The organism is Amycolatopsis camponoti (genome assembly GCF_902497555.1).
GTDB lineage: Bacteria > Actinomycetota > Actinomycetes > Mycobacteriales > Pseudonocardiaceae > Amycolatopsis > Amycolatopsis camponoti.
The window spans coordinates 4,153,414-4,166,505 of record NZ_CABVGP010000001.1 but is presented as its reverse complement, the minus strand read 5'-3'; the positions used below and the strand labels follow the sequence as shown (position 1 = coordinate 4,166,505).

Annotated in this window: 11 protein-coding genes; 8 read left to right on the top strand and 3 right to left on the bottom strand. The window is 72.4% G+C overall.

The window, feature by feature from the left end; all coding sequences use genetic code 11:
• Positions 1–2 precede the first annotated feature (2 nt).
• The gene (locus AA23TX_RS19560; RefSeq protein ID WP_155543932.1) at positions 3–2,840 is read left to right on the top strand and encodes a glycoside hydrolase family 2 TIM barrel-domain containing protein; all 2,838 of its coding nucleotides are present in this window, start codon (positions 3–5) and stop codon (positions 2,838–2,840) included.
• Positions 2,841–2,908: 68 nt separating this feature from the next.
• Positions 2,909–3,502 (top strand): hypothetical protein, encoded by a 594-nt coding sequence (locus AA23TX_RS19555; protein WP_155543931.1) that lies wholly within the window; start codon positions 2,909–2,911, stop codon positions 3,500–3,502.
• A gap of 19 nt (positions 3,503–3,521) precedes the next feature.
• On the opposite strand, the gene AA23TX_RS19550 is transcribed toward AA23TX_RS19555, so the two are convergent.
• Positions 3,522–4,217: a TetR family transcriptional regulator gene (locus tag AA23TX_RS19550; RefSeq protein WP_155543930.1), complete on the bottom strand. Its 696-nt coding sequence runs from the start codon at positions 4,215–4,217 to the stop codon at positions 3,522–3,524.
• Positions 4,218–4,305: 88 nt separating this feature from the next.
• On the opposite strand from AA23TX_RS19550, the gene AA23TX_RS19545 reads away from it, so the two are divergent.
• Positions 4,306–5,442, top strand: coding sequence for an FAD-dependent monooxygenase (locus tag AA23TX_RS19545; protein ID WP_155543929.1), 1,137 nt, complete (start codon positions 4,306–4,308; stop codon positions 5,440–5,442).
• 152 nt (positions 5,443–5,594) lie between these two features.
• Here the strand turns inward: AA23TX_RS19545 and AA23TX_RS19540 are convergent, their stop codons facing one another.
• A complete protein-coding gene (locus tag AA23TX_RS19540; protein WP_155543928.1) occupies positions 5,595–6,272 on the bottom strand; it encodes an NUDIX hydrolase in 678 nt (225 codons plus the stop codon).
• A gap of 91 nt (positions 6,273–6,363) precedes the next feature.
• Between AA23TX_RS19540 and AA23TX_RS19535 the strand changes: the two genes are divergently transcribed.
• The 5 genes from AA23TX_RS19535 to AA23TX_RS19515 all read left to right on the top strand — a co-directional run bounded on the left by AA23TX_RS19535 (position 6,364) and on the right by AA23TX_RS19515 (position 10,811).
• On the top strand, positions 6,364–7,365 hold the full coding sequence (locus AA23TX_RS19535; RefSeq protein WP_155543927.1) for an SPFH domain-containing protein: 1,002 nt from the start codon (positions 6,364–6,366) through the stop codon (positions 7,363–7,365).
• Positions 7,362–8,231, top strand: coding sequence for an NAD(+)/NADH kinase (locus AA23TX_RS19530; RefSeq protein WP_155543926.1), 870 nt, complete (start codon positions 7,362–7,364; stop codon positions 8,229–8,231). The genes AA23TX_RS19535 and AA23TX_RS19530 overlap by 4 nt, the downstream gene beginning before the upstream one ends.
• Positions 8,232–8,321: 90 nt before the next feature.
• Positions 8,322–8,627, top strand: a complete 306-nt coding sequence (locus tag AA23TX_RS19525; protein ID WP_155543925.1) for a DUF6403 family protein — start codon at positions 8,322–8,324, stop codon at positions 8,625–8,627.
• Positions 8,620–9,945: a hypothetical protein gene (locus tag AA23TX_RS19520; RefSeq protein ID WP_155543924.1), complete on the top strand. Its 1,326-nt coding sequence runs from the start codon at positions 8,620–8,622 to the stop codon at positions 9,943–9,945. The genes AA23TX_RS19525 and AA23TX_RS19520 overlap by 8 nt, the downstream gene beginning before the upstream one ends.
• Complete coding sequence (locus AA23TX_RS19515; protein ID WP_230862576.1) at positions 9,942–10,811, top strand: hypothetical protein; 870 nt, start codon at positions 9,942–9,944, stop codon at positions 10,809–10,811. Before AA23TX_RS19520 ends, AA23TX_RS19515 begins: the two co-directional genes overlap by 4 nt.
• Here AA23TX_RS19515 and AA23TX_RS19510 read toward each other — a convergent pair.
• Positions 10,799–13,021, bottom strand: a complete 2,223-nt coding sequence (locus AA23TX_RS19510) for a glycoside hydrolase family 15 protein (protein WP_155543923.1) — start codon at positions 13,019–13,021, stop codon at positions 10,799–10,801. The two genes, AA23TX_RS19515 and AA23TX_RS19510, sit on opposite strands and share 13 nt — an antisense overlap.
• Positions 13,022–13,092 lie beyond the last annotated feature (71 nt).

Genomic DNA, 13,092 nt, shown 5'->3' with positions numbered 1-13,092 from the left:
GCATGTCGTACGTCGAAGACCCCGGCCCCGGCCGTGGATCGGTGCCCCCGCGGGCGGCCTTCACCTCCGATGCCCCGTCGCTGTCGCTGAACGGCACCTGGCGGTTCCGGCTCTCACCGAGCCTCGCGGCCGCCCCCGACCCGGTCGAAGCGGACGACTCCACCTGGGACGAACTGCCGGTGCCGTCGCTGTGGCAGCTGCACGGCCACGGCGCGCCCGCCTACACGAACGTCCACTACCCGTTCCCGGTCGACCCGCCGCACGTGCCGTCGGAGAACCCGACCGGCGACCACCGGCTGCGGTTCGACCTGCCCGCTTCCTGGCCGGCGGGATCCGCGCTGCTGCGCTTCGACGGGATCGACTCCTGCGGGCGGATCTGGCTCAACGGCACCGAACTCGGCGTCACGAAGGGCAGCCGGCTGCCGTCGGAGTTCGAGGTCGGGGCGCTGCTGCGGCCGCGGGACAACGTCCTGGTGGTCCGCGTCCACCAGTGGTCGGCCGGCAGCTACCTCGAAGACCAGGACATGTGGTGGCTGTCCGGGATCTTCCGGGCGGTGACGCTGCTGGCGCGGCCGTCCGGCGGCATCGGCGACTACTGGCTCCGCGCCGACTACGACCACACGACCGGGCTGGGCACGGTCCGGGTCGAGACCGGCGCGGACGTCGTGCTGGACATCCCGTCACTCGGCGTCGTGGGACATCCGGCCGGGGAACCGCTGGAGCTGCCCGTCGAGCCGTGGAGTGCCGAGACACCTCGTCTGTACGACGGGACGCTGTCCACTGTGGCCGAACGCGTGCCGGTGCGGATCGGATTCCGGACGGTGACGATCGAGGACGGGCAGCTCAAGGTCAACGGGCGGCGCCTGCTGCTGCGCGGGGTGAACCGGCACGAGCACGACCCGCGCACCGGGCGCGTCGTCTCGCGCGAAACCGCGCTGGCCGACGTCCTGCTCATGAAGCGGCACCACATCAACGCCGTCCGGACCAGCCACTACCCGCCGGACCCGGCGTTCCTCGAGCTGTGCGACGAGTACGGCCTGTGGGTGGTCGACGAGTGCGACCTGGAGACCCACGGCTTCGGCCCGCTCGGCTGGGACCGCAACCCGAGCTCCGAGCCGATGTGGACGGACGCCTACCTCGACCGCGTGCGGCGCACGGTCGAGCGGGACAAGAACCGGCCCAGCGTGATCCTCTGGTCGCTGGGCAACGAAAGCCACACCGGGGACAACCTCGCGCGGATGGCGGAGTGGGTGCGCCACCGCGACCCGACGCGGCCGGTGCACTACGAGGGCGACCACGAATGCTCCTATGTGGATGTCCACAGCCGCATGTACGCGACGCCGTCCGAAGTGGAGCGGATCGGCCTCCGGGAGGACACGAACGAGCGGCGCCGGGACCTGCCGTTCGTGCTCTGCGAGTACGCGCACGCGATGGGCAACGGGCCGGGCGGGCTGCTGGAGTACCGCGAGCTGTTCGAGAAGTACCCGAACTGCCAGGGCGGGTTCGTGTGGGAGTGGATCGACCACGGCCTGGCCGTCCCGGGTCACTTCGCCTACGGCGGCGACTTCGGCGAGCCCATCCACGACGGCAACTTCGTCATCGACGGGCTGCTCTTCCCGGACCGGACGCCGTCGCCGGGGCTGACGGAGTTCGCGAAGATCATCGAGCCGGTCCGGATCTCCGCCGTCCCGGCCGGTCTCCGGATCTCGAACCACTACGACTTCGTGGACACCGCGCACCTTCGGTTCACCTGGGTGCTCGAAGACGAGGGAACCGCCGTCGCGAACGGTGTCCTCGATGTGCCGGCCGTCCACTCCGGACAGAGCGTTGCTCTCCCGCTCCCGTCGTTGCCGCCCACCAGTGGCGAATCGTGGCTGACCGTCACGGCGTCGCTGACCTCGGAGACCGCGTGGGCGTCCGCCGGTCACGTCGTCGGCTGGGGGCAGGTGCCCGTATCGGCGGCGCCCGCCCGGCCGTCGCCGCCGACGCGCGGGCCGGTGTTCCGGACGTCCGGGCAGCTCCTGCTCGGCACCGGCGAGTTCGACGCCGTGACGGGCACGCTGACATCGCTCGGCGGGCACCCCGTCATCGGGCCCCGGCTCGACGTCTGGCGCGCGACGACCGACAACGACCGCGGGTCGTCACCCGGGCCGTCCGAAGCTTCGCAGTGGCTCGCAGCGGGGCTGCACCGGATGCAGCACCGCGTGATCACGGTCGACGCCGACGGCGACGAACTCGTGGTGCGCACCCGCGTCGCCCCGCCGGCGCAGCCGTTCGGACTGTTCACGGACTACACGTGGACGGCCTTCGACGGCGGCCTGCGGCTGCGCGTGGACGTCACCCCCGACGGTCCGGTGCCGGACACGCTCCCCCGGCTCGGCCTGGCGATGGCCGTGCCGGGCACGTTCGGCTCGGCGGAGTGGTTCGGCGGCGGCCCCGGTGAGGCGTACCCGGACAGCCGCCAGGCGGTGCGGATCGGGCGGTTCTCGAGCAGCGTCGACGGCCTGCAGACGCCGTACGTCTTCCCGCAGGAGAACGGCAACCGGACGGCGGTGCGCTGGGCCGCTCTGACGGACCCCGACGGTACGGGCATCCGTGTCGAGGGCGACCCGACGTTCGACTTCACGGCCCGCCGCTGGACGGCGGCGGCCCTGGAGGCGGCGCGGCACACGGACGAACTGGAGTCCGGTTCCCTGGTGCACCTGACGGTGGACATCGCGCAGCACGGCCTCGGGACGGCGGCCTGCGGGCCGGGGGTGCTGCCGCGGTACCGGCTGGTGCCGCAGAAGACGTCGTTCGCGCTGTCCTTCCGGCCCGTGGCGGGCGGTGTCGCAAATTGAGACCCCGGGACGCTCCCGGATGCGGTGTCGTTGAGGGTCCACACGGCCGCAGGACAGGAGCGTCCCGGATGACCTCTTCCACGACGACCCCTTCGACCGCCCGGCAGCTGGTCACCCCCGGTGCGCTGGGCCTCGCCGACCTCGTCGCGATCTTCGACGACCTCCAGTTCACCCTCAAGTGCTGCGAACGGCTGGTGGCCGAGCTGGCCCACCCGCGGGTCGACGCCGTGCTCGTCGAGGCGCTGTGGGTGTCGGCGCTCAACTCGTACGCCCGGTGTTTCCGCACCGGCGACCGCGGCATGGGCCTGACCGTGGCGGACGTCGAGGCCACCGAGGTGCCGGGCGAGATCGCCGAGTGGCACGCGCTGCTCGGCCGGATCCGGGACTTTTCGATCGACGGGCCGGTCAACCCGCGCGAGACCTACTCGGTGGGCGTCTCACAATCCCCGGCGGGAGAGGCGTCGGGCGTGGTCATCACGTCGGCGGTGCGGCCGCTGGTGGACGACGTCACGGTCCGGCAGACCGGGCGGCTGGCCTTCGAGCTCAGCCGCCTCGTGGACGAGCGGATCAAGGAGCACCAGCAGAAGGTGTTCGACGCGGCGTCGAAGCTGACTTCGGCACAGCTGAGCGCGTTGCCCGCCATCGAGGTCGAGTCTCAGTAAGTCTCATAATCGCGTCTCATTATTCGGCGCCGGGGAGGTGCCGATAGATCGTCGCGCGGGAGACGCCGAGCGCCGTCGCGATGTCGGCCGGCGAGCGGCCCGCGTCGTAGAGGCGCCGGGCCGCTTCGACCGTCTCCGGGCTCATCACCGGCGGCCGTCCGCGTCGGCCACGGGGACGGCCTTCCGGCTCGGCGACCGCGTACAGCCGGTCGACGCCGTCGAGGACGGCGGCGCGCAGCTCGTCCACCGGGGCGTCGGCGAACAGCACCACCGGGTCGCTGAGCATGGCGATCGCCTGCGCCGCCCGGACCCGGCCGGCCAGGTCCGCGTCCGGGCCCGCCACCAGGTGGTTCGCCTTCAGCATGCCGTCGCGGAAGCGCTCGAACACCGTCTTCGACGCGGTCAGTCCGAGGTCGCGCAGGTTCATCCGGAGCAGGTAGCGATGGGCGAGCCACACGTCGAGGAGGCCTTCGATCGCCGCCGCGCGCGCGTCGACGGCGACCGCGGCCTTCGCCATCGCCGCTTCGAGGTCGCCCAGGAGCGGTTCGGCGAGCGCCGTCACGATGTCCGCCTTGCCCGGGAAGTGGTACAGCACCGCGGTCTTGGTGATGCCGACGCGCTCGGCCAGCTCACGGACCGACGTCGCGTGGAAGCCGCGTTCCGAGAACTCCTCGAGCGCGGCGCGCAGGATCCGGGCGCGGGTGTCGTCGGTCATCGCCCGAGCCTAGCCCGCTTGCCTGACCGGTGGACAGGAGCGTACGGTCGGGGCTGACCGATGGTCAGGACCTGATGGGGGTAACACCATGACCGAGCAGACCGTACTGATCTCCGGCGCGGGCGTCGCCGGGCCGACGCTGGCGTACTGGCTGGCCCGCGCGGGCTTCCGGCCGACCGTGGTCGAACGCGCCGCCGGGCTGCGCTCGAGCGGCAGCCCGGTCGACGTCCGCGGCCCGGCCGCGCGGGTCGCCGACCGGATGGGCATCACCGCGCGGCTGCGCGAAGCCGGCACCGCCGTCACGTCGTTGAAGTTCGTCGACGACGCGGGCCGCCGGACCGGGCGCGTCGCGATGGGCGGCGACGGCGGCATCGAGCTGCCGCGCACGGACCTCGCGGCGATCCTGTACGAGGCGGCCCGCGCGGACACCGAGTTCGTCTTCCACGACTCGATCACCGGGCTCCACCAGGACGACGGCGGCGTCGACGTGACGTTCGAGAGCGGCGCCCCGCGGCGCTTCGACCTGGTGATCGGCGCGGACGGCCTCCACTCGAACGTGCGGCGGCTGGCGTTCGGGGCGGAGGACGCGTTCGTCGAGCACATGGGCGTCTACATCGCGACACTGCCGCTGGCCGAGCCGCCGGCGGACCGCACGGAGCTGGTGATGTACAACTCGCCGGGCCGGGCGGTGGCGGTGCACCCGTCGCGCGGCCGTGGAATCGCGGCGTTCATGTTCCGCGGCGACGCCGTCCCGGGGTTCGACCACCGGGATTCGGCGCTGCACAAGCGCATGCTCGCTTCGGCGTACGCGGGAGCCGGCTGGCGGGTGCCGGAGCTGCTGGAGCGCGTCGCGGAGGCGGACGACCTGTACCTGGACTCGGTGAGCCGGGTGCGGATGGCCGGCTGGGCATCGGGCCGGATCGCGCTGGCCGGCGACGCGGCGTCCTGCGTGTCCCTGTTCGGCGACGGCTCGACGCTGGCCATGGCCGGCGCGTACACCCTGGCCGAAGAGCTGGGCCGGACACCGGGAGACGCGGCATCGGCGTTCCACCGGTACGAGAGCGAGCACCGAAAGCTGGTGGAACCCAAGCAACGCAACGTCTCCACGGCGGCGGCCCTGCTGATCCCGGCAACCCGGCGAGGGCTGGCGGCCCGCAATTTCGGCACGCGGCTGCTGCCGCTGGTGACCGCCGCACGACGGCTGGTGACCGCCCGAGCCGCCTGAGTCGAGCGCACGAGCGCCCATGGCGGCCTAGGTCGCGTTGAACGCACCGAAAGCCACCTTCGGGCGCTCGGGTCGCCCCTGCCGCGGGGGCAAGACCGCGGCCCACGCGACGGCCCGCCGGCACCGCGGCGTCCGCGGGGAATCCGCCGCCGTCAAGCTCGCAGCATCGGCGGGTACAGCACTTCCGCCTTCCCCCGCCGATAGAGCTGCGCCGGCCGGCCGCCGTCCCGCGTCGTCGTGCGGCCGGTCGGCTCCAGCAACCCCTCCGCTCCCGTCACCTTCCGGTGGAAGTTGCGCGGGTCGAGCCGGGTGTCCCACACCAGCTCGTACACCCGCCGCAGCTCGGCGACCGTGAACTCCGGCGGGCAGAACGCCGTCGCCAGTGGTGAGTACTCGAGTTTCGCCCTGGCCCGCTCCAACCCGTCGGCGAGGATCCGGTCGTGGTCGAACGCCAGGTGCTCGCCCGCCAGCGATCGCACCGGGGCCCACCGGGCCTCCGCCGCGTCCGTGCCCGCGCGTGGGGTCGGCAGGTCCGGGGCCAGCGCGAGGTACGCCACCGTCACCACGCGCATCCGCGGGTCGCGGTCCGGGGCGCCGTACCCCGCCAGCTGTTCGATGTGGACGGTCCCCGGCGCCAGTCCCGTCTCCTCCGCCAGCTCGCGGCGCGCCGCGTCCGACAGATCTTCGTCCGCGCGGACGAACCCGCCCGGCAACGCCCACTCGCCCAGATGAGGCGAAACCCCCCGGCGCACCACCAGGGCGCACAGCTCGTCCCCGGTCAGGGTGAGCACGACCAGGTCGACGGTGACGGCGAACGGCGGGTGACCCATGACACCACCCTACCCCCTAATCGTCAGCTTGACGATTAAGGCGTCCTCCGCATATCGTCACCTCGACGATAAGACGTTCAGAGGAGGGCTCATGGCCGACATCGACCGCCGCTTCGGGTTCCGGCACCTGCGCGGCGCACCCACCGTGCACATCCGCCACTACCGCCGCGGCAAGCTCGCGCACGACGGCGTCGGGCTGTCGTTCTGGTACCGGCCGCTCACCGCGGTCGTCTCGGAGGTCCCGGTCGACGACCGCGAGCTGCCGCTGCTGTTCCACGCCCGCACGGCCGACTTCCAGGACGTCACCGTGCAGCTCGCGCTGACCTTCCGGATCGAGGACCCGGCGCTGGCCGCGCAGCGGATCGACTTTTCGATCGACCCGGACACCGGGCGCTGGAGAAGCGATCCCCTCGCCCAGATCAGCGGGCTGCTGACCGAGAACGTCCAGCAGTACGCCGTCGAGGTGCTGACCCGCACTCCGCTGGAGACCGCGCTGGCCGACGGCGTCCGGGCGGTCCGCGACCGGATCCGCGCCGGGCTCGCCGAGGAGGACACCCGGCTCGCGCAGACCGGTTCGGCCGTCGTCGACGTCCGCGTCGTCGCCATCCGCGCCGAGCCGGAGGTCGAGAAGGCCCTGCAGACGACCGCGCGGGAGAAGGTCCAGCAGGAGGCCGACCGGGCGACCTTCGAACGGCGCGCGCTGGCCGTCGAACGCGAACGCGCGATCGGGGAAAACGAGCTGCAGAACCAGATCGAGCTCGCCCGCCGCGAAGAGCAGCTGGTCACCCAGCGCGGCGCGAACGCCCGCCGCCAGGCCGAAGAAGCCGCCGCGGCGAGCCGGATCGAGACCGAAGCGCAGGCGTCGCGCAGGGAGCGTCTGACGCTCGTGGAAGCCGACGGCAAGCGAGCGCTCGGCGAGGCGGAGGCGGCCGGTGAAGCCGCGCGGCTGGCGGCGTACCGCGACCTGCCCGAGGGCGTGCTCACCGGGCTGGCGCTGAAGGAGCTCGCCGGGAACCTGCCCAAGATCGACAGCCTGGTCCTGACACCGGATCTGCTCACGCCGCTGCTGACGAAGCTGGGCGTGCGGTCGTGAGCCTCGCCCCGCGCGTCGTGCTGGTGCACCGGCGCACCGAGCTGGCCGAGCTGCTCGCCCGGCACGGCACGCGTGGTCAGGCGGAGTTCTTCCTGCGCACGCGCGGCCGTGATCTGGCCGAGGTGACCGAGGCGGACGCGGCCGTGCGCGCGGCGCTCGCCGCCGCGTCGGCGGCGATCCCGCTCGACTGGCGCCGCGGCGAGGTCGAGCGGGCCGACCTCGACCGGTTCCTCTTCACCCCGGAGGACGTCGTCGTCGTGGTCGGCCAGGACGGGCTGATCGCCAACGTCGCCAAGTACCTCGACGGCCAGCCGGTGATCGGCGTGACGCCCGGCGCGCCCGGTGTGCTCGTCAAGCACCCGCCGGCCGCCGTCGCGGACCTCATCCGGTCCACTCAGGACGTCGAGCACCGCACGATGGCCGAGCTGACCGCCGACGACGGCCAGCGCCTGCTCGCGCTCAACGAGATCTACCTGGGCCACGCCGGGCACCAGACGGCCCGCTACCGGCTGGGGGTCGGTGGCGGGCCGGCGGAACGCCAGGCGTCCTCGGGGATCCTCGTCGGGACGGGCACCGGGGCGACCGGCTGGTGCGGGTCGGTGTGGCGGGAGCGCGGGAGCGGGCTGCGGCTGCCCGCGCCCGGCGAGGCCCGGCTGGTCTGGTTCGTCCGCGAGGCGTGGCCGTCGCCGACGACCGGAACCACGTGCACCGAAGGGGATCTGACGTCGACGCCCCTCACCGTCGAGGTCGAGTCCGACCGCTTGGTCGCGTTCGGGGACGGTCTCGAAGCCGACAAGGTCGCGCTCACCCGCGGCCAGACGGCGACGTTCGTCCCGGCTGCGAAGACTGTCCACTTGGTCCGGTGAGCGGCTGGGACACAATGCGGCAACGTTGTCACATCCGCGTCCGCCGCCGGTCAGAATGATCTCCTCGCCGAGGGTTCGGAGGTGGCCGGGATGACGTGGGTGGTGTGGGTGCTCGCCGCGGTGGTGATCGTCGTCGCCGGGTTCGCGGCGGTCGCCGTGCCCCGGTGGCGGGAGCGGGACGTGCGCCGCCGGACCGCCTGGTCGGCCGCGCGGGCGGCGATCGACACCGCCGCGGTGAGCCGGGACGCCGCGGCCGGTCCCCAGCCGGAAGCCGAGGAGCTGCTGACCCGGGCCGAGACCATCGCGGCCGCGCACGGTGGCGAGCGCGCGGCCCGGACCGCCGAGGACCACGCGCGCCGCGCCGACGCGCTCTGGCGGGCGGCCGCCCGTGGTTGACCGGATCCGCTGGGCGCTCCTCGCCGTCGCCGGCGCCGTCCTCGTGACATTCCTCCTCGTGCAGCAGCAGAGCACCGACGTCAGCTACGGCCAGGCGCCCGCCGCGAAGGACCCGATCCCGGAGGGTGCGGCGGGCGAGCTGAGCGGCGCGACCGTGCCCTCGGCCGAGCAGCTGACCGCGATGGTCGAGGACTCCCCCGTCGTCCGGCTGCCCGGCGCGATCGCGACCTGGGACGAGCAGGCCGTGCGGGCCGCGGCCGGCAGCGCCGGGGTCCGGGTGATCGTGGCCCCGCCCGGCCTCCCGAAAGACGCCCGCACCCGGATAAAAGACGTCGAGGCCGCGACCGTCCAGGTCATCGGCACCGAGGTCACCGGCGGGGCGCTGCAGGCCTCGCCCGACCGTGCGGCCGAGTGGATCCATGAGTTCGCCACCGGCGACGTCACGGAGTCGCTGACCACCCTGGCCGCGCACCTCGGCCACCGGCCGGACGCCCCCGACCAGCCCGCGCTCGCCCGCCGAGACCCGACCGCCGCCGAACTGGCCGACGTCACCGCGCAGCTGCGGAGCTCCGGCCGGTTCATCGCGCCGGGTGCGACGCTGAAAGACCCGCCGGCGACGACCACGGCGTTCCCCGGCGCGCAGCCGCTGTACGTCGCGCTGCCGCAGCAGCCGGCCGGTCAGCCGCTCGTCCACTTCGGACCGGCGCTGGCGAAGGAGTTCCCCGGCCGGCCGATCGTGGCGCTGTACGGCCAGTGGGTGGAGTACGACGGACCGTCGGCCGCCGCCTTCTCCGACGTCGTGACCGCGAGCTTCTACGGCCAGTTCGCCGACCGGCTCAGCACGTACGCCTACCCGCAGCGCAACGTGCTGGGCGCCTGGCTCGACCGGGTCACGGCCATCCGCTACACCGGGCTGTTCGACCGCCCGCTGCCCTACACCCCGTTCGACCCGCTCCGCGTCGCCCTTCCCGCACTGCCGTGGCTGTTCGCCGCGTGCGCGGTCGGGTTCCTCGCGCTGTCGGCCCGCCGGATGGTACGGCCGCCGCGGCCCACCGGGGGCGGCGTGCCGGCGCGGCTGGCCGGGCTGACCGCGCTCGCGGTCGAGATCTCGGGACTCACCGACGGCGCGTCCGCCGCGGCACTAACCCGCGGGATCACCCAGCTGACGGCGGCCAGGGAGGCGTTCACCGGCAAGCTGCCCGACCGGCATGTCCACGGCCTGCTCGACGCGGCCGAGTCCGAACTGGACAGCACCGCCGGATTGCTCGGCCGCCCGGAGTACCGGCCGGCCGAATTCCTGCAGGGGAGGCTCGTGTGAAGCGGTTCTTCGGCTCCGCGTTCGGGGTCGCGGTGCTCGGCTGCCTCGTGCTGGCGGGCTGGGCGGTGTGGTCGGCCGGGGTGTTCGACGGCCCGATCGCCAAGCAGCTGAGGTCGGCGTCGGTGTACGTCGCGCCCGGGGTCACGCTCGACCAGCCGGCCGCGGAACACGTGATCGGCAACCGGCGCCTGGTCGTGGCGTTCCTCGAGCCGGGCGCCGACCTGAGCGACGCGTGCGACAGCCTGGGCGGCGCGGTCGACGGCACCCTCGCCGTGATGCTCAGCCGCGACGGGGACGACTTCGAGAAGTACGGCTGTTCGCGGCTCCCCGGCGGTGACGACGAGAACTTCGGCAAGGCCTTCGTCGCGGAGTCGATGATCGGCAACGGCATCGACGGCTTCGCCGGGAACCCGGTCGACGCGCTGAAGGTCATGGTCGTCAACTACGACCTGCTGGTGAAGTCCGGCGCGATCCCGGACGGCAGCCGCACGGTCAGCCCGTCGCTGCCGCGGTACCTGGTCGCCGCGGCCGCGGTCGCGGCCGTCGTGCTGGGCTCGCTGGCGCTCTACCTCGCGGCCCGCCGCGCCGGGCGGGCGGCCTTGGCGCGCGGCGAACGCCGTGCGGCCGAAGCCGACGACCGGACCAGGCTGGCGGCGGCCGCGGCCGTGCTGGCCCAGCGGATCATCGACCTGGACCAGCGCTACGCCCGGCAGCGGGGCCGGAGCGAGTTCGCCCGGAGCTACCGGAGTCTCGTGGCGGACTACACGAAGCTGCTGCCGGACCTCGGCCACGAGACCCCGGAGCTGCGGGCCCGGGTCGAGAAGCTGCTGACCCGGGCCCGCAAACTGGCCCATCAGAAGGGATAGCGAGCCTGGACGATCGACGGCGTGTCGAGGTTGTGGCCCGCGTCCATGCTCTGCGCGAGCCGCAGGTACTGGCCCTCGGCCCACATCAGCGGCCCCGCGCTGCCGGTCGGGCGGCCCAGGCCGAAGCAGCCGACGTCGGCACGGTCCCAGACCTGCTCGGGCACGAAGTAGCCGTCGTTGGCCGAATCCGCCATCGACTTGAGGTACACCGCCGCCGAGCGGCCGTTGGCCAGCTCGTACTGGCCGCGCTCCCCCGACAGCACCGGCCACAGCCGCCCGAACCGCTGCGCTCCGCCCGCCGGCCAGCCGTTGCAGGTCGAGGTGCTCTCGCCGTAGTTGTCGTGCGGGTAGCGGTGGAAGTAGACGTCGCCGTTGGGCGTCGTCACCTGCATCGCCGAGTTGCCGTCGGACGCCGCCGCGGTCGGGGCGACCGAGTTCGCGATCGTGGCGTCGTTCGCGGGGCGGATGCCGAGCCGGACCAGGTCGAGGAAGCCGAAGTCGGTCACGTCGTGTTCGTAGAAGCAACCTTCGTCGAAGCAGATCGTCGAGCCGTCGTTGGGGTTGCCCGCACGGTCGAGGCGTTCGTAATACGTGCGCCCGCCCCAGTAGCCGGACGTCGTCACGGTCCAGCCGGCCAGGGAGGTGCGCCAGGAGTCCGCGGTGGACTCCCACGTCGTCGCGCTCGCGGTGTCGCCGTTCGCTCGGGCTAGGGCGCCCGCGGCGATCAGCCCGGCGATCTCGGCGGCCACCGACGACGGTGATTTGCCGTACTGCTCTTCCCAGCGTTCGGTGGTGTCCGGGCCGGTCGCGACGATGTGGTTCGCGGTCGTCTTGACCTTGGCGTACATCGAGGCGTCCGTGAGGCCGGTCAGCCAGGCCAGCAGGATCGCGTCGGCGTCCTGGTCGAGTTGTTCGCAGCAGCCGAGTTGCTGAGCGCTGGCTCCCGCTACACCGGAAACCGGGCTGTAGCGGGGGAAGGACCCTGCCGAGTAGGTCATGCCGTCGCCTGCGGTCGGACTGCCGATCCACTGGGAGTTCCAGAGGAACTGGGCCATTCGCTTGGCCTGGGCGCTGTCGCCGGCGGCCAGGAGACCCGTTGCCTGCTGGTAGAGGTCGCGGCCCCAGACACGGTGGTAGCCGTCGTTCAGCTGGTCGCCGTTCGTGAAGTTGCCCCAGGGTGTGGCCAGGCCCGCGACGCTTGCGCCGGGGTGCTGTTTGTCTTCCGCTGTCTTGAGGGCCATCGCTGCGACGTAGTAGGCGCGGCGGCGTTGCGTGTCGCTCGAAACGCTGGCGGGCGCGGGTTTCAGGGAGGCTACGTAGGAGTTCCAGCCCTGGCGGTAGGACGTCGCTGTGGCGGAGAAGCCGCTGCTCAGCGATCCGGTCGCGGTCGATGTCGCGGCCGCCGTCGTGGCGCCGTAGCCCAGCGCTGTCGTGAACGTCGTGTCCGTGCCGACCGGGATCTGTCCACACTGGACTACGTTGCCGGGGCCGGAGATGTTGTCGAACTGGTTGTTCAGGTTCTTGTCGGCTCGCAGGTCGGTCAGGCAGTCGCTCGCCGCGCCGCTGTAGCCGTTGTCGTGCGCTGTGAAGCCGGTTGAGACTCGCAGCGCTGAGACCACTGTCGTGGCTGTGCCGCCGAAGAGCGTCTCGGTTCCGCTGGCGAGGAGGCCGGTGCCGTCCCACCAGGCGTTGTCGTTCGCTCCTCCGCCGGCCATGGAGGGGTTGGCCAGGAGGTACAGCCGGTAGCTTCCGCCGTCCAGGGATTGGAAGCGGGTGTTTCTCATGAGGGTGGGGCGGGACGGGTCGGTTGCGTAGTCGGTGGTGATGCGGTACTTGCCGCTCTTCGCCGTGTTCGTGACCGTGTACTGGAGGGCCTTCTCGTCGGGCATGGTCACCACGTGGTTCGTGGCGTCTCGCTCCAGGTCCACGAATGTGCTGCCGTCCGTGATGACGAACTGCATGTCCTGCATGTTCGGGACGTCGGCTCGGGGGTAGAAGACCTCGGATGTCACGCCGTCCGCGACGGTGAACCAGAGCGGGCTGGTTGTTGTCGTCGATGTGCCGAGGGCTGACTTGTTGCCCGTGGCCCAGGATGCTCCGCTGCCGCAGCAGTCTGTGGCTGTGCCCGTGGCCTGGGCTGTGGCGGGTAGGGCGCCGGATAGCAGGACTCCCGCTCCGGCGCAGGCCAACAGTGCTTTCCACCTGATCATCGGGACCCTCCGACGGCTTTGTCGTTAATATGTTGTGGGCGGCAACATATTGGGGCCTTGGGGGATGACAG

What these genes read in the sequence shown, in the direction of transcription:
- AA23TX_RS19525 (WP_155543925.1), top strand. Translation starts at nt 8,322, where the DNA reads ATGACGTGGGTGGTGTGGGTGCTCGCCGCGGTGGTGATCGTCGTCGCC.
- AA23TX_RS19560 (WP_155543932.1), top strand. Translation starts at nt 3, where the DNA reads ATGTCGTACGTCGAAGACCCCGGCCCCGGCCGTGGATCGGTGCCCCCG.
- AA23TX_RS19510 (WP_155543923.1), bottom strand. Translation starts at nt 13,021, where the DNA reads ATGATCAGGTGGAAAGCACTGTTGGCCTGCGCCGGAGCGGGAGTCCTG.
- AA23TX_RS19540 (WP_155543928.1), bottom strand. Translation starts at nt 6,272, where the DNA reads ATGGGTCACCCGCCGTTCGCCGTCACCGTCGACCTGGTCGTGCTCACC.
- AA23TX_RS19535 (WP_155543927.1), top strand. Translation starts at nt 6,364, where the DNA reads ATGGCCGACATCGACCGCCGCTTCGGGTTCCGGCACCTGCGCGGCGCA.
- AA23TX_RS19550 (WP_155543930.1), bottom strand. Translation starts at nt 4,217, where the DNA reads ATGACCGACGACACCCGCGCCCGGATCCTGCGCGCCGCGCTCGAGGAG.
- AA23TX_RS19555 (WP_155543931.1), top strand. Translation starts at nt 2,909, where the DNA reads ATGACCTCTTCCACGACGACCCCTTCGACCGCCCGGCAGCTGGTCACC.
- AA23TX_RS19545 (WP_155543929.1), top strand. Translation starts at nt 4,306, where the DNA reads ATGACCGAGCAGACCGTACTGATCTCCGGCGCGGGCGTCGCCGGGCCG.